This is a genomic window from Pseudomonas jessenii, assembly GCF_002236115.1.
Lineage (GTDB): Bacteria > Pseudomonadota > Gammaproteobacteria > Pseudomonadales > Pseudomonadaceae > Aquipseudomonas > Aquipseudomonas jessenii.
The window spans coordinates 604,653-620,712 of sequence record NZ_NIWT01000002.1 but is presented as its reverse complement, the minus strand read 5'-3'; the positions used below and the strand labels follow the sequence as shown (position 1 = coordinate 620,712).

At 61.8% G+C, this 16,060-nt stretch carries 13 protein-coding genes and 3 tRNA genes; 3 read left to right on the top strand and 13 right to left on the bottom strand.

Annotation, left to right across the window (positions count from 1 at the left end; all coding sequences use genetic code 11):
* The first annotated feature begins 15 nt into the window (after nucleotides 1-15).
* Genes rhmD through aldA form a run of 3 tightly spaced genes read left to right on the top strand, consistent with a single transcriptional unit; the run spans nucleotide 16 to nucleotide 3,468 of the window.
* A complete protein-coding gene (rhmD, locus tag PSJE_RS07495; protein WP_090454236.1) occupies nucleotides 16-1,200 on the top strand; it encodes an L-rhamnonate dehydratase in 1,185 nt (394 codons plus the stop codon).
* A 14-nt stretch (nucleotides 1,201-1,214) separates the two neighbouring features.
* Nucleotides 1,215-2,015 carry an aldolase/citrate lyase family protein gene (locus PSJE_RS07490; protein ID WP_090454234.1) on the top strand — a complete coding sequence of 267 codons (801 nt, stop codon included), beginning with the start codon at nucleotides 1,215-1,217 and terminating at the stop codon, nucleotides 2,013-2,015.
* A gap of 19 nt (nucleotides 2,016-2,034) precedes the next feature.
* Nucleotides 2,035-3,468, top strand: coding sequence for an aldehyde dehydrogenase (gene aldA / locus PSJE_RS07485; RefSeq protein WP_090454232.1), 1,434 nt, complete (start codon nucleotides 2,035-2,037; stop codon nucleotides 3,466-3,468).
* A 180-nt stretch (nucleotides 3,469-3,648) separates the two neighbouring features.
* Here the strand turns inward: aldA and PSJE_RS07480 are convergent.
* From PSJE_RS07480 to PSJE_RS07420, 13 genes are all read right to left on the bottom strand, one after another.
* A tRNA-Asp gene (locus PSJE_RS07480) sits at nucleotides 3,649-3,725 on the bottom strand.
* 105 nt (nucleotides 3,726-3,830) lie between these two features.
* Nucleotides 3,831-3,907 (bottom strand) — tRNA-Asp (locus PSJE_RS07475).
* Nucleotides 3,908-3,960: 53 nt separating this feature from the next.
* Nucleotides 3,961-4,036: transfer RNA gene (locus PSJE_RS07470), tRNA-Val, on the bottom strand.
* A 218-nt stretch (nucleotides 4,037-4,254) separates the two neighbouring features.
* Nucleotides 4,255-5,031, bottom strand: coding sequence for an SDR family oxidoreductase (locus PSJE_RS07465; protein WP_090454230.1), 777 nt, complete (start codon nucleotides 5,029-5,031; stop codon nucleotides 4,255-4,257).
* Nucleotides 5,028-6,239 carry an O-succinylhomoserine sulfhydrylase gene (locus PSJE_RS07460; RefSeq protein ID WP_057715568.1) on the bottom strand — a complete coding sequence of 404 codons (1,212 nt, stop codon included), beginning with the start codon at nucleotides 6,237-6,239 and terminating at the stop codon, nucleotides 5,028-5,030. The genes PSJE_RS07465 and PSJE_RS07460 overlap by 4 nt, the downstream gene beginning before the upstream one ends.
* 81 nt (nucleotides 6,240-6,320) lie before the next feature.
* Nucleotides 6,321-7,826, bottom strand: a complete 1,506-nt coding sequence (gene purF, locus PSJE_RS07455; protein ID WP_007975670.1) for an amidophosphoribosyltransferase — start codon at nucleotides 7,824-7,826, stop codon at nucleotides 6,321-6,323.
* A 41-nt stretch (nucleotides 7,827-7,867) separates the two neighbouring features.
* Entirely contained in the window at nucleotides 7,868-8,428 is a 561-nt protein-coding gene (locus PSJE_RS07450; RefSeq protein ID WP_007975669.1) for a CvpA family protein, read from the bottom strand.
* Nucleotides 8,429-8,526: 98 nt separating this feature from the next.
* Nucleotides 8,527-9,195 (bottom strand): SPOR domain-containing protein, encoded by a 669-nt coding sequence (locus tag PSJE_RS07445; RefSeq protein WP_090454228.1) that lies wholly within the window; start codon nucleotides 9,193-9,195, stop codon nucleotides 8,527-8,529.
* Nucleotides 9,179-10,486 (bottom strand): bifunctional tetrahydrofolate synthase/dihydrofolate synthase, encoded by a 1,308-nt coding sequence (gene folC / locus PSJE_RS07440; protein WP_090454226.1) that lies wholly within the window; start codon nucleotides 10,484-10,486, stop codon nucleotides 9,179-9,181. Before folC ends, PSJE_RS07445 begins: the two co-directional genes overlap by 17 nt.
* Nucleotides 10,483-11,403, bottom strand: coding sequence for an acetyl-CoA carboxylase, carboxyltransferase subunit beta (gene accD, locus PSJE_RS07435; RefSeq protein ID WP_008047319.1), 921 nt, complete (start codon nucleotides 11,401-11,403; stop codon nucleotides 10,483-10,485). Before accD ends, folC begins: the two co-directional genes overlap by 4 nt.
* 191 nt (nucleotides 11,404-11,594) lie before the next feature.
* Nucleotides 11,595-12,221: a phosphoribosylanthranilate isomerase gene (locus tag PSJE_RS07430; protein ID WP_090454225.1), complete on the bottom strand. Its 627-nt coding sequence runs from the start codon at nucleotides 12,219-12,221 to the stop codon at nucleotides 11,595-11,597.
* A gap of 63 nt (nucleotides 12,222-12,284) precedes the next feature.
* Nucleotides 12,285-13,109 carry a tRNA pseudouridine(38-40) synthase TruA gene (gene truA / locus PSJE_RS07425; protein ID WP_032829430.1) on the bottom strand — a complete coding sequence of 275 codons (825 nt, stop codon included), beginning with the start codon at nucleotides 13,107-13,109 and terminating at the stop codon, nucleotides 12,285-12,287.
* 280 nt (nucleotides 13,110-13,389) lie between these two features.
* The gene (locus PSJE_RS07420) at nucleotides 13,390-16,005 is read right to left on the bottom strand and encodes a motility hub landmark protein FimV (protein WP_090454224.1); all 2,616 of its coding nucleotides are present in this window, start codon (nucleotides 16,003-16,005) and stop codon (nucleotides 13,390-13,392) included.
* Between the last annotated feature and the right edge of the window lie 55 nt (nucleotides 16,006-16,060).

Below are 16,060 nucleotides of genomic sequence, written 5' to 3'. Positions count from 1 at the left end.
CTGAGGAGTCACACCATGGGCATTCCAACCATCAAACACGTCCGCGCTTTCACTCTGCGAGGCGGCGGCGCGGATTATCACGACCAGGCCGACGGCCACTGGATCGACGATCACATCGCCACGCCGATGAGCAAATACCCGGAGTACCGCCAGAGCCGCCGCACCTTCGGCATCAACGTACTCGGCACCCTGGTGGTGGAAATCGAAGCCAGCGACGGCACCGTCGGTTTTGCCGTGACCACCGGTGGCGAACCTGCCGCGTACATCGTCGAGAAACACCTGGCGCGCTTCCTTGAAGGCGTCCGGGTCACCGACATCGAAAAAATCTGGGACCAGATGTACCAGTCGACCCTGTATTACGGGCGCAAGGGCATCGTCATCAACACCATCTCCGGCGTCGACCTGGCGCTGTGGGACTTGCTCGGCAAGATCCGCCAGGAGCCCGTGCATCAGTTGCTCGGCGGTGCGGTGCGCGACGAGTTGCAGTTCTACGCCACCGGCGCCCGTCCGGACCTGGCGCAGAAAATGGGTTTCATCGGCGGCAAGATGCCGCTGCACCACGGCCCGGCCGAGGGCGAGGAAGGCCTGCGCAAGAACCTCGAAGAACTGGCCACCATGCGCGAACGCGTCGGCCCTGACTTCTGGCTGATGCTCGACTGCTGGATGAGCCTGGACCTCAACTACGCCACCAAACTGGCGGTCGGCGCCCACGAATACGGCTTGAAATGGATCGAAGAAGCCCTGCCGCCGGATGATTACTGGGGCTACGCGGCTCTGCGCAATAACGTGCCCAAGGGCATGCTGGTGACCACCGGCGAACACGAAGCCACCCGCTGGGGTTTCCGCATGCTGTTGGAGATGGGCTGCTGCGACATCATCCAGCCGGATGTCGGCTGGTGCGGCGGCCTCACTGAACTGGTGAAGATCTCGGCCCTGGCCGATGCCCACAACGCGCTGGTCATCCCTCACGGCTCTTCGGTGTACAGCTACCACTTCGTCGCCACCAGGCATAACAGCCCCTTCGCCGAGTTCCTGATGATGGCGCCGAAGGCTGACGAAGTGGTGCCGATGTTCCACCCGCAATTGCTCGGCGAACCGGTGCCGGTCAATGGCCGCATGCGCCTGTCCGCGCTCGACCAGCCAGGTTTCGGCGTGACCCTCAACCCCGAATGCCAACTGCATCGGCCGTATAACCGCTGAGAAAGGAGTTCGACATGAACATGCCGCACAACGCGTTCAAGGCCGCGCTGAACAGCTCAGCGACCCAATATGGCATCTGGGCCGGGTTCGCCACCGGCTACGCCGCCGAGATCGTCGCCACCACCGGTTACGACTGGATGCTGATCGATGGCGAGCACGCGCCCAACACCGTGCCCGGGGTACTCGCTCAATTGCAGGCCGTGGCGCCTTACTCGACCGCGCCAGTGGTGCGCGCAGTGAATGGCGATGCCAACCTGATCAAGCAACTGCTGGACATCGGCGCACAGACGCTGATGATCCCGATGGTCGAAACCGCCGCGCAGGCACAGGCACTGGTGCGCGCCATGCGCTACCCGCCCCACGGCATTCGCGGTGTCGGCGGCGGCCTGACCCGCGCCACCCGCTGGGACGGTGTGCCGGACTACCTGAATACCGCCCACGAACAACTGTGCCTGATCGTGCAGGTGGAATCGCGCACCGGCGTGGAAAACGTCGCAGCGATTGCCGCCGTCGAGGGTGTGGATGCGGTGTTTATCGGCCCGGCGGATTTGTCGATCGGCCTGGGCCACGCCGGCAACCCCGGCCATCCGGAAGTCCAGGAGCGGATTCAATACGCCGTGAACGCCACGCTGGCAGCCGGCAAGGCCTGCGGCATCCTCGCCCCCAACGAAGAAGACGCCCGCCGCTACCAGCGCTGGGGCTGCCAGTTCATTGCAGTGGCCATCGACATCAGCCTGCTGCGCCAAGGTGCCATGGCCACCCTCGCCCACCACCGCGAACCCGCTGCCACTCAAGCGCCGTCACGCACTTACTGATCTGCCAAGGAGTCGCACCATGTCATCCGTGCCTGTTTACGAAAACTTCATCGACGGCCAGTTCGTGGCCAGCGCTGCCCACCTCGATGTGATCAACCCGGCCACCGGCGCCATGCTGTCGAAAGTCCCCGCCTCGACCGCCGAGGACGTCGAGCGCGCCCTCGCCGCCGCCCGTGCCGCCCAGAAAGGCTGGGCGCGCAAACCGGCCAATGATCGCGCCGGCCACTTGCGCCGGATCGCTGCCAAACTGCGGGAAAACGTCGCGCACCTGGCGCGCACCATCACTCTGGAACAAGGCAAGATCAGCGGGCTGGCGGAAGTCGAAGTCAATTTCACCGCCGACTACCTCGACTACATGGCCGAATGGGCCCGGCGCATCGAAGGTGAAATCATCACCAGCGACCGCCAGAACGAAAACATCTTCCTGTTCCGCAAACCACTGGGCGTGGTGGCCGGGATCCTGCCGTGGAATTTCCCCTTCTTCCTGATTGCCCGCAAGATGGCCCCGGCCCTGCTGACCGGCAACACCATCGTCATCAAGCCCAGTGAAGAAACCCCGAACAACTGCTTCGAGTTCGCCCGACTGGTCGCCGAAACCGACCTGCCGCCCGGCGTGTTCAACGTGGTCTGTGGCGACGGGAAGGTCGGCGCCGCCCTGAGTTCGCACAAGGGCGTGGACATGATCAGCTTCACCGGCAGCGTCGACACCGGCTCGCGGATCATGGCTGCCGCCGCACCGAACATCACCAAGCTCAACCTGGAACTGGGCGGCAAGGCACCGGCCATTGTGCTGGCGGATGCGGACCTCGACCTGGCGGTCAGGGCGATCCGCGATTCGCGCATCATAAACAGCGGGCAGGTGTGCAACTGTGCCGAGCGGGTGTACGTCGAACGCAAGGTGGCGGATCAATTTATCGAACGCATCGCAGCGGCCATGAGCGCGACCCGTTATGGCGACCCGATTGCCCAGCCCGACGTCGAGATGGGCCCACTGATCAACCGCCAGGGGCTGGACAGCGTCAACCGCAAAGTCCGCACCGCGCTGAGCCAGGGCGCAAGCCTGATCAGCGGCGGGCAGATGGCCGACCTGCCCAATGGCTTCCATTTCCAGCCAACGGTGCTGGCGGGTTGCCGCGCGGACATGGAGATCATGCGCGAAGAGATTTTCGGCCCAGTGCTGCCGATCCAGATAATCGACGACCTGGACGAAGCCATCGCCCTGGCCAACGACTGCGACTATGGCCTGACTTCATCTATCTACACCCGTGACCTGAGCAAAACCCTGCAGGCCATGCGTGAGCTGGATTTTGGCGAAACCTACGTCAATCGCGAGAATTTCGAAGCGATGCAGGGCTTCCACGCCGGCGTGCGTAAATCGGGTATTGGTGGCGCGGATGGCAAGCATGGGCTGTATGAGTACACCCATACTCATGCGGTGTATTTGCAAGGCTGATTGCCGAATACCAACAACCGAGCAGGAGCGTGCTTGCTCGCTCCTGCAGAATGGGTCGCAAAAACTTAAATCGCAGAAACAAAAAACCCCGGTCTTTCGACCAGGGTCTTTGCTATCGACTCGAAGTAACCAGTGGCTTCTTCGTAGCTCCAAGGCGTTCAGTGGGCCTCGGGGCAGATATGGCGCAGCGGACGGGACTCGAACCCGCGACCCCCGGCGTGACAGGCCGGTATTCTAACCGACTGAACTACCGCTGCGTATCGCTTTGAGCTGACGCTCAAGTAACTTGTCTGACTGAAAGCTCCGAGACTTTTCAATCTCTCTTTCAATCTCGAATCAAGGCATGCCTGACTCGGAAAATATGGCGCAGCGGACGGGACTCGAACCCGCGACCCCCGGCGTGACAGGCCGGTATTCTAACCGACTGAACTACCGCTGCGCGTCGGTGGAGGCATTTCAGCCTACCTCTTGCTTTCGCAAGTATCTCGGAAGTGGTGGGTGATGACGGGATCGAACCGCCGACATTCTGCTTGTAAGGCAGACGCTCTCCCAGCTGAGCTAATCACCCGTTTGCATCTCCGAGGCCGCGAAATTTACGCAGGTAGCGAACCTAAGTCAATAGCAGGATTGAAGTTTTTCTGAAAAAGACAAAATTATGTATGTGCAGCAAGTGCGCTTTCGCGAGCAAGCCCGCTCCCACAGGGGAATGCATTCCAAATGTGGGAGCGGCGGTGCGACGATTCGACTTGCTCGCGAAAGCAGCACATTCAACATCAATCCCGGAGCTTACTCGCTGTAAATCATCTTCTTGGTCATGCCGCCATCGACCACGAATTCCTGGCCGGTGACAAATCCGGCATTCCTCGACAGCAGCCAGGCCACCATCGCCGCGACATCCTCGACCTTCCCCACCCTGCCCGCCGGATGCTGGGCATGATCGGCCTCGGTCAAGGGTTCGGCACGTTGCACCGAGGGGTCGCGCGCATCGATCCAGCCAGGACTGACGGCATTGACCCGGATCTCCGGGCCAAGGCTGATGGCCAACGCATGCGTCAGGGCCAACAAACCGCCCTTGCTCGCCGCATAGGCCTCTGTGTCGGGCTCCGACTGCCCGGCGCGGGTCGAAGCCAGATTGACGATGGCGCCGCTGTGAGCGCGCAGGTACGGTGCACAGTGCTTGGCCAGCAACATCGGCCCACTGAGGTTCACCGCCAACACCCGATTCCAGTGAGCCAAATCGAGGCTTTCCAGGGTGATGTTGTGCGGATCGGCAACCGCTGCATTGCATACCAGCGCATCCAGGCGCCCGAACTGACCGAGCACCTCGGCTACGCCCAGCGCGACTTGCCCCTCGTTGGAGACATCCATGGCGATGAACCAGGCGTTGTCGCCCAGCACTTTCGCCACTTTCGAACCCCGCTCCCGATCCAGATCCGTCAGCACGACTTGCCAGCCTTCGCTGATCAGCCAGGCCGAAATCCCCAGGCCAATGCCCCGCGCCGCACCGGTCACCAGCGCTACGCGACCATTTGAGCCGGTGGTCGGCGCAGACAACTCGATCACAACGCAGCCAGGCCGCGTGCCAGATCGGCTTGCAGGTCCGCCACGTCTTCCAGGCCGACCGCAACGCGGATCAGGCTGTCACGAATGCCCGCCGCTTCACGCTCTTGCGGCGCCAGGCGACCATGGGAGGTGGTGCTCGGATGGGTGATGGTGGTTTTGCTGTCACCCAGGTTGGCGGTGATCGAAATCAGGCGCGTGGCGTCGATAAAGCGCCAGGCGCCCTCTTTGCCGCCCTTGACCTCAAAACTGACGACCGCACCGAAGCCCTTCTGCTGGCGCAGCGCCAATTCGTGCTGCGGATGGCTCTTGAGGCCGGCGTAATGGACTTTCTCGATACCGTCCTGCTGCTCCAGCCACTCGGCCAGTTGCTGGGCGTTGGCGCAATGGGCCTTCATCCGCAGGTTCAACGTTTCCAGGCCCTTGAGGAAGATCCAGGCGTTGAACGGGCTCAGGGTCGGCCCGGCGGTGCGCAAGAAACCAACCACCTCCTTCATCTGCTCGCCGCGACCGGCCACGACGCCGCCCATGCAACGACCCTGACCGTCGATGAATTTGGTGGCCGAGTGCACGACGATGTCCGCGCCCATTTTCAGCGGCTGTTGAAGCGCCGGGGTGCAGAAGCAGTTATCGACCACCAGCATCGCGCCTTTGGCGTGAGCGATTTTCGCCAGTTCGGCAATGTCCACCAGCTCGGCCAGCGGGTTGGACGGCGATTCGACGAACAGCAATTTGGTGTTGGCCTTGATTGCCGCGTCCCAGCCGGACAAGTCCGCCAAGGGCACGTAATCGACTTCGATACCGAAACGCTTGAAGTACTTCTCGAACAGGCTGATGGTCGAGCCAAATACGCTGCGCGACACCAGCACGTGATCGCCGGCGCTGCACAGGCTCATCACCACCGCCATGATCGCGGCCATGCCGGTCGCGGTGGCCACGGCCTGCTCGGCGCTTTCCAGCGCGGCAATGCGCTCTTCAAAGGCACGCACAGTCGGGTTGGTGTAGCGCGAGTAGACGTTGCCCGGCACTTCGCCGGCAAAACGCGCGGCGGCATCGGCGGCGGTACGGAATACATAGCTGGAAGTGAAGAACATCGGATCACCGTGCTCACCTTCCGGCGTACGGTGCTGACCGGCACGTACGGCCAGGGTATCGAACGCTACGCCTTCGAGGTCGCTGTCCAGCCGACCGGCATCCCAATCCTGACTCATGCTGTCACTCCTTGCCTTGCTCTTGATAGATAAAAGTCTTTTTGCCAGATACAAAACCGGCCCCTCAGGGCCGGTAGTTACTCAGTTGTTGTACAGATCGATGATCGCACTGACTGCCTGCGTCTTGACCTTGGAGGCATCGTTGCGTGCCTGCTCGATCTTGTTCAGATAAGCCTCGTCGACGTCGCCGGTGACGTACTGGCCGTCGAACACCGCGCAATCGAACTTGTCGATCTTGATCTTGCCGCCACCGACCGCTTCGATCAAGTCAGGCAAGTCCTGATAGATCAGCCAGTCGGCGCCGATCAGGTCTGCCACGTCCTGGGTCGAACGGTTGTGGGCGATCAGCTCGTGAGCGCTCGGCATGTCGATGCCGTAGACGTTCGGGTAGCGAACCGCTGGCGCCGCAGAGCAGAAGTAAACGTTCTTGGCGCCGGCTTCGCGGGCCATCTGGATGATCTGCTTGCAAGTGGTACCGCGAACGATGGAATCGTCCACCAGCATCACGTTCTTGCCGCGGAACTCCAGCTCGATGGCGTTGAGCTTCTGGCGTACGGATTTTTTCCGCGCGGCCTGGCCCGGCATGATGAAGGTCCGGCCGATGTAGCGGTTCTTCACGAAGCCTTCGCGGAACTTCACGCCCAGGTGGTTCGCCAGCTCCAGGGCCGCGGTGCGGCTGGTGTCCGGAATCGGGATGACCACGTCGATGTCGTGATCCGGACGCTCGCGCAGGATCTTCTCGGCGAGTTTCTCGCCCATGCGCAGACGGGCCTTGTAGACCGAAACGCCGTCGATGATCGAGTCCGGACGCGCCAGGTAGACGTGTTCGAAGATGCACGGGGTCAGGGACGGGTTGGTCGCGCACTGACGGGTGTACAGCTTGCCCTCTTCAGTGATGTAGACCGCTTCGCCCGGAGCCAGGTCGCGAATCAGGGTGAAGCCGAGTACGTCCAGGGAAACGCTTTCCGAGGCGATCATGTACTCGACGCCTTCGTCGGTGTGACGCTGGCCGAAAACGATCGGGCGGATGCCGTGCGGGTCGCGAAAGCCCACGATGCCGTAGCCGGTGATCATTGCTACGACGGCATAACCACCGACGCAACGGTTGTGCACGTCGGTGACGGCGGCGAAAACGTCTTCTTCGGTCGGCTGCAACTTGCCGCGCTGGGCCAGTTCGTGCGCGAACACGTTGAGCAGTACTTCCGAATCGGAACTGGTGTTGACGTGGCGCAGGTCAGATTCGTAAATCTCCTTGGCCAGTTGTTCAACATTGGTCAGGTTACCGTTGTGCGCCAGGGTGATGCCGTAAGGCGAGTTGACGTAAAACGGTTGAGCTTCAGCCGACGTCGAGCTGCCCGCGGTTGGATAACGCACATGGCCAATACCCATGTGACCGACCAGGCGCTGCATGTGACGTTGCTGGAACACGTCACGCACCAGGCCGTTGTCCTTGCGCAGGAATAACCGGCCATCATGGCTGGTCACGATACCGGCAGCGTCCTGGCCGCGGTGCTGGAGGACGGTTAGCGCGTCATACAGCGCCTGATTGACGTTCGACTTACCGACGATACCGACGATGCCACACATGCGACGCAACCCCTACTTAATGGATCTGAACTGAGCACTACTCACTGAGGCGTTTTGGCCATCGGCAAGAGTTGCTCCTTGAACGGAATATCAGCGGGTACGCTGATTCCGCTGGCAAGCCACTGACTGCTCCACCCGAGGATCAGGTTTTTGGACCAGTCTGCAACCAATAGAAATTTTGGCACGAGCTGTGACTCTTTCCACCACCCGTCCTGCTGTACCGGCCCCAGGCTCAACAGCCCGACGGCGATAACCACCAGCAACCCGCCACGGGCGGCGCCGAAGGCCATGCCGAGGAATCGGTCGGTCCCGGAGAGCCCGGTGACGCGAACCAGTTCGCCGATAAGATAATTGATCATTGCGCCTACGATTAAAGTGGCGACAAACATGATGGCACAGCCCGTTATTATACGTGCCGATGGCGTTTGAATGTACCCGCCGAGGTACTCGGACAGTGAGCCACCGAACATCCAGGCTACGACTCCTGCGATGATCCAGGTCAGCAGCGACAGTGCTTCCTTGACGAAGCCGCGGCTCAGACTGATCAATGCGGAGATGGCGACGATTGCAACGATCGCCCAGTCAACCCAGGTAAATGGCACAGTGCAGCCTACAGACGGATAAGGCGGCGCATTTTAGCAGAGCCCATGCTTATCGGTAAGCTGCGATTGTCAGTGCATTTCATATCGGGGAGATAGTTTTAGCCACGTTCCGGTTGAAAGCGCACCACAAACCCCTTGAGGTTCTGCTGGCGGTTGAGCAAGTCACGCAGCCGGTCGGCTTCGGCACGCTCGATCAGCGGCCCGACAAACACCCGGTTTTTGCCGTCGGCGGTACGGATGTAGGCGTTGTAACCCTGGCTGCGCAGGGTTTTCTGAAGTTTTTCCGCGCTTTCGCGGTTCGACAGGCTGGCCAGTTGCACCGACCAGCTGACAGACAAACCATTGGCATCGACACGGCTTTGCGTGGTGTCCGGCTTGCCCGGTGCCGCGGTGATCGGCTGGGCAGGCGCCGTTGCAGGCTTAGCCGCCAAAGCCGGGACCGGCGCGGGTGCAGCCGGCTTGGCTGCTGGCGCTGGAGCCGCAGGCGCTGGAGCCACCGGAACAGCTGGCACCGCCGATTCCTGCTGGGCGATTTCGTCATCGCTCGGCACGGGTTCCTGAGGCAGGGCTTGCGGCTCAGGCACCGCCACGGGCTCGACCTGTACCTGGGGCATCGCCGGCGCCTGCGGAGCCGCGGGCGCTTCGACCGTCACCTGGCGCTGTTCGTCCTGGCGGGAAAACAGCATCGGCAGAAAAATCACCGCCAGCGCGACCAACACCAGGGCGCCAACCATGCGCTGTTTGTATGCCTTATCCAGCAATGCCATTTGCCGCTTCCTCCGTGGAGCGCCGGGCCAGCCATTCAAGGGCCTCGGCGACACAATAAAATGATCCGAACAACAGGATTTCGTCGTCGCTCGTGGCCTGAGCGCACTGCCCTTCCAGGGCGGCCGCGACACTGTCGTATGACGTGACCGACGCACCAAGACCTTGCAACGCGGCGTGCAAATCCGCAACCGAACGCGCCCGAGGCGAATCCAGAGGTGCGACAGCCCAGTGCTGGACACTAGCATTCAATTCGCCGACAACACCACCCAGGTCTTTGTCCGCCAGCAACCCGAACACCGCCAGACGCTTGCCGACCGGCGGGCGGCTGGCCAGGCGGCGAGCCAGATACTCCGCCGCATGGGGGTTATGCCCCACATCCAGCAATAGATTCAAGCGCTTGCCTTGCCACTCGAACTCACGGCGATCCAGGCGACCGACCACCCGGGTGGCCCGTAGCGCCTCGATAATCTGCGCATCCGCCCAAGGCAAGCCGAGCAGCAGGTAAGCCTGCAACGCCAGCGCGGCGTTTTCCATCGGTAGATCGAGCAGTGGCAGGTCGCGCAGCTCCACCACGCGCCCTTGCCCATCGACACCGCGCCATTGCCAGTTGTGATCGGTCACACCGAGGTCAAAATCGCGCCCACGCAGGAAAAACGGACAATTAAGCTCGCGCGCCTTGTCCAGCAGAGGTTGTGGAGGATTCAGGTCGCCGCAGAGCGCAGGCGCGCCCTGACGGAAAATACCGGCCTTCTCGAAGGCCACGGACTCCCGGGTATCACCGAGGTAATCCGCATGATCGACACCGATACTGGTGACCAGCGCCATGTCGGCGTCCACCACGTTGACCGTGTCCAGGCGACCGCCCAGACCGACTTCCAGCACCACTGCATCGAGCCCGGAGCGCTGGAACAGCCAGAATGCCGCCAGGGTGCCCATTTCGAAGTAAGTCAGGGAAGTGTCGCCGCGCCCGGCCTCTACCGCGGCAAAGGCCTCGCACAGCTCGGCATCCGTGGCTTCGACGCCATTGACTGTTACCCGCTCGTTGTAACGCAGCAGGTGCGGGGAGTTGTAGACCCCCACTTTCAAGCCCTGGGCCCGCAGCAAGGACGCCACGAACGCACAGGTGGAACCCTTGCCGTTGGTCCCGGTGACCGTGATCACCCGAGGCGCCGGCTTGCCCAGTCCCATACGGGACGCTACCTGCTGCGACCGCTCCAGGCCCATGTCGATGGCTGAAGGGTGCAACTGTTCAAGGTAGGCGAGCCATTCGCCAAGGGTACGTTGGGTCATAGGCTGGCGGGTACCGGTGGAACCACGATCGGCTCGATAGGGGCAGCAACGAACTTCGGCGTCGGCAGGCCCATCATTTGCGCCAGCAGGTTGCCCAGACGCGGACGCAGCTCCTGACGGTCGATGATCATGTCGATGGCACCGTGCTCCAGCAGGAACTCGCTGCGCTGGAAGCCTTCCGGCAGTTTCTCGCGCACGGTTTGCTCGATCACACGCGGACCGGCAAAACCGATCAACGCCTTCGGCTCGCCGACAATCACGTCGCCCAGCATCGCCAGACTGGCGGAAACGCCGCCGTAGACCGGGTCGGTCAACACGGAGATGAACGGGATGCCTTCTTCACGCAGACGGGCCAGCACCGCGGAGGTCTTGGCCATTTGCATCAGGGAAATCAGCGCTTCCTGCATCCGCGCACCGCCGGAAGCGGCGAAGCAGATCATCGGGCAACGTTTTTCCAGGGCGTAGTTGGCGGCGCGAACGAAACGCTCACCGACGATGGCGCCCATCGAACCGCCCATGAAGGAAAATTCGAACGCCGAAACCACGACCGGCATGCCCAGCAAAGTGCCGCTCATGGAAACCAGTGCGTCTTTTTCGCCAGTCTGCTTTTGTGCAGCGGTCAGGCGGTCCTTGTACTTCTTGCCGTCGCGGAATTTCAGACGGTCAACCGGTTCCAGGTCTGCACCCAGCTCGGCACGGCCTTCAACATCGAGGAAGATGTCGATACGGGCGCGGGCGCCGATACGCATGTGATGGTTGCACTTGGGGCAAACGTCCAGGGTCTTTTCCAGCTCCGGACGATACAGCACAGCCTCGCAAGACGGGCATTTGTGCCAAAGACCTTCAGGCACCGAGCTCTTCTTGACCTCGGAACGCATGATCGAAGGGATCAGTTTGTCTACTAACCAGTTGCTCATGCTTTCTTTCTCCAGTACCGGCGGCCCGAACGCTCTGGTTCGCGGCCCCGTGTATGCCCTAGCGCTAAATTCATGTGTGCGGCGATGATCAGTGAATGGCCGGGTCAGCGAAACGTGACCTGCGTACCACCCCATGACCCTCAGCCGTTTTGTACAGTGCAGTGGACGGCGGCAGACTGCCAGCCGTCACATCAATGGGTGCTACCACGTACCGCTTTGATAAATGCCTGAATCCTTGCGTGATCCTTGATGCCCTTGCTCGCCTCAACCCCGCCGCTGACATCCACGGCATAAGGCCGAACGCGGGCAATCGCTTCGGCGACGTTATCCGGCGTCAGACCGCCCGCCAGAATGACCGGCTTGCTCAAGCCTTGCGGTATCAGTGACCAGTCAAACGCCTCCCCGGTTCCTCCGGGAACGCCTTCGACATAGGTATCGAGCAAGATTCCGCTGGCACTGGCATAAGCATCACAGGCCGCGGCGATGTCATCTCCCGCCTTGACCCGCAGCGCCTTGATGTACGGGCGGTGCCAACCCTCACACTCCGCCGCGCTTTCATCGCCGTGAAACTGCAGCAGGTCCAGGGGCACCGCGTCGAGGATTTCCCCCAGCTCGCAACGGCTGGCATTGACGAACAAGCCCACGGTGGTCACGAACGGCGGCAGCGCCTTGATGATCGAGCGCGCCTGCTGGACCGTCACCGCACGGGGGCTTTTGGCGTAGAACACGAATCCGATGGCATCCGCCCCGGCCTCGACGGCTGCCAACGCATCCTCTATGCGGGTAATCCCACAGATCTTGCTGCGAACGGCTGACATGTCGATACAACTCCAAGACAAATCCGGGAAAGTCCCGGATGGTAACAAAAGCGTTCGAGGGCGTCAGCCGCCAAGTTCCGAGAAGCCGGTCAGGAAGTGCGGACCGATGTAGCGCTCGGGCAACTCGAACTCGTCACGGTACTCGACCTGAACCAGATACAAGCCGAATGGATGCGCGGTCACGCCACCGGTCCGTCGAATCCGGCTCTCCAGCACCTCTTTCATCCACTCCACCGGACGCTCTCCGGCGCCAATGGTCATCAGCACACCGGCAATGTTGCGCACCATATGATGCAGGAAGGCGCTGGCGCGAATATCCAGCACGATCATCTTGCCGTGACGGGTAACGCGCAGGTGATGCAATTCCTTGATCGGCGACTTGGCCTGGCACTGACCGGCGCGAAAAGCACTGAAATCATGGGTGCCGAGCAGGTACTGGGCGGCCTCGGCCATGCGCTCGACGTCCAGCGGACGGTGGTTCCAGGTCACCTCTTCGTTCAAGTGCGCCGGGCGGATCTGATCGTTGTAGATCACGTAGCGATAACGCCGGGCAATGGCCTTGAACCGCGCATGGAAATGCGCCGGCATGACCTTGGCCCAACTGACACTGACGTCATGGGGCAAGTTGATGTTGGCGCCCATGGTCCAGGCCTTCATCGAGCGCTCGACCTGAGTGTCGAAATGCACCACCTGTCCGCAGGCATGCACCCCGGCGTCGGTACGCCCGGCGCACATCAGCGAAACGGGCGAGTCGGCGACTTTGGACAAGGCGTTTTCGAGGGTTTCCTGCACGGTGAGCACCCCGGACGCCTGGCGCTGCCAGCCGCGGTAGCGCGAGCCTTTGTATTCGACGCCCAGCGCGATCCGGAAAAAGCCGTCGGCTGCCATTTCGGCGGCCGGGTTATCTATATTTGCCAAGGAGGGACAGCCTGATGATGTACCAAAGGCGGGCATTATAAGGCCGCCGGGCGGGGATGCCAGAGAGTTCTCCATTGACTGTCCCGGCCTCATCGCGGGCAAGCCCGCTCCCACAGGTTTTGTGAACGACACAAATCTCTGTGGGAGCAGGCTTGCCCGCGATGAGGCCCAAGCAAACAACATCAATTAATGAGCCAAACAAAAACGGCAGCCTCAATGGGCTGCCGCTTTTTTTCAACCTGCCGATCAATCAAGCCAGGCGCGAAAGCATCTCCTCGGCTTCACTCTTCTGCTCGGCACTGCCTTCGCTTACCACCTCATTGAGGATGTCGCGAGCACCGTCGCTGTCGCCCATGTCGATATAGGCCTGAGCCAGATCGAGCTTGGTAGCGGCTTCGTCAGTGCCCGAGAGGAAGTCGAAGTCATCATCGCTATCCAGCGCGGCATCAGCTTCGGTAAAGGTCGGCTCGCCGATGCTGTTGGACAAGCTCTCCAGTTCGGCGTTGACATCATCCAGCTCTGCCGCGAACGCATCCGGCGCGTCCAGTTCCTCGGCCAGCGACAGATCGAAATCGGCCGGCAACTCCAGATCATCCAGCGCGACCTCAGGAACAGCCGGGGTTTCGGCAACCGGGAAATCCTTCACGCCCTCATCCAGATCCAGCAGGAAATCGTCTTCAGCCAGCATCGCCGGCGACGGTTGCGCACCGAGATCCAGGTCGAGGTCGAAGTCCGACAGATCGTCGAGGTTTTCCTTGATTTCAGTCTGCTGCTGCAACACCGACTCAAAGCTCAGATCGTCGTCCAGCGGGAACTCACCAAGATCCGGCAACGCCGCCACTTCAGGCTCCGGTGCAGGTGCAGGTGCAGGTGCAGGCGCCAAAGGCGTAATCGCGTCCAGATCATCCAGGCTCAGGTCGAAGGCGCTGTCGAGGTCATCCTCGAACGGTGCTGGTTCTGGTTCTGGCGCCGGTGCTTGCGGCTCATCGAGCAACAGCTCCTTGACGTATTGCGCGTCCAGCTCGGCAGCAACGGCGGCTGCGGCGATGCCACCGGCAGCCACCAGCGCCATGGCCGGGAAGCGACTTTTGAGTTTTTCAACCTGGGCGAAGTTGTCGCCATTGGCCACCAACTGACGCTCCTGGCCGACGAACGCATCGCGGTCGCCTTGCTGGCCGTAGACTTCCATCAGTTTCAAGCGCAGATCGCTGCGCTTGGGCTCTTGCTTGACGCCGTCCTCCAGCAACGCGGCGGCCTGATTCAGGCGACCGGCATTGATGTGCGACTGAGCCTGACCCAGCACGTCGTCGGAACGCTCGGCAGCCGGCGCCACCAATGGTGCGGCGATCGGCGTGGTCATCACCACCGGAGCAACCACCGGCGCTGGCGCGGGAGCAGGCGTCGGGGCGGTCGCCAGTTTCACGCTCGGCGGCGGAACTTCCAGGCCTTCGAAGCTGCTTTCCGGCAAGTCGAAATCGGCCGAGAACGGCTGATCTTCGGCCAAGGCACGGGCCATGCGCAGATGTTTCTCGGCTGCTTGCTGGGCTTTGCGTCGACGCGCCAGCAACAGCAGCAGGAGCAGGAGAATCACCGCACCGCCACCCACCAGGCCCAGCAGCACCGGGTTGGTCAGCAACTCATTGAATTTCTGATCGTCGGATGCCGCCGGTGTCGCCTCGACGGGCTTCTCGGCTGGCGCGGGCGTTGCCTCAGGGGCAGGCGCAGCGGCAACCAGTGCAGGCGCTGCCTCCGGGTTGGCAGCCAGCTCGGCCGACATTGCCGGCGCTGTCGCAGCCGCCGGTGCAGCTGCAGAGCCCTCGGTTTGCAACTTGGCCAGTTGATTGTTCTTCAACTCGAGCAGGCGCTGCAGCTTGTCCACCTGGCTTTGCAGATCGGCCATGCGGCTTTTCAGTTCGGCGTTATCACGACGACTGGTGTCGAGGCTTTCCTGGGTCACCGCCAGCTTGTTGCTGAGGGCCTTGGCATCTCCGGCAGCCCCTTTGCCAGGGCTCTTGCCGGACTCGGCAGACACCAGGCTCAACTTGTCGGAGGCCGCTTGCGCCGGAGCACCCTCGGTACGAGCGCGATTGGTGGCATCGAGCTGTTGCTGCCCTGCCCCGGGTTTTGCCACATAACGGCGACCCTGGCGCCAGGCCTTGTTCTGTGCGGCCACTTCGGCAATGGCCTTGGCTTGCGGCAGGCCAGTGCTCTGCGCCTGGTCCGGCATGCGCAGCACCTGGCCGGTTTTCAGGCGATTGATGTTGCCGTCGATAAAGGCATCCGGGTTCAACGCCTGGATGGCCAGCATGGTTTGCTGGATCGAACCGCCATTACGCGCCTTTGCGGCGATTTCCCACAGGGTATCGCGCGGTGTGGTGGTGTATTGGGACGGTTTGGTCGCACCGGTGACGGGCACGGCAACCGTCGAGGTCGGCTGCGCAGCCGCTTCAGCGGTTTGCGGCGAGAATTTGGACGGATCGAGCAGCACACTGTAGTCGCGCAGCAAGCGGCCGTTCGGCCACATGACCTGAACCAGGAACTTCACCATGGGTTCGGAAAGTGGCTTGCTGGAGGTCACGCGCAGGATGCTTTTGCCGCTGGCGTTGAGCACCGGGGTGAAGGTCAAGTCGTTGAGAAACGCCTGGCGGTCGACACCGGCCTTGGCGAAATCGTCTGGTGAGGCCAGGCTCGGTACCACTTCGGCGGCGGTGAGATCCTTGACATCGAGCAGCTCGATTTCCGCCACCAGCGGCTGGTTGAGCGTCGATTTCAGGGTCAACTCCCCGAGCCCGAGGGCATGCGCCATACCGGAGGACAGCGCCGAGGCGGCCGCTATTGCTAACACCAGTTTGCGAACTTGAACCATTAGCTCATCCTTAGTTTGAACATTCCTCGGCCAGCGAGAAGGTATTGATAGTCGC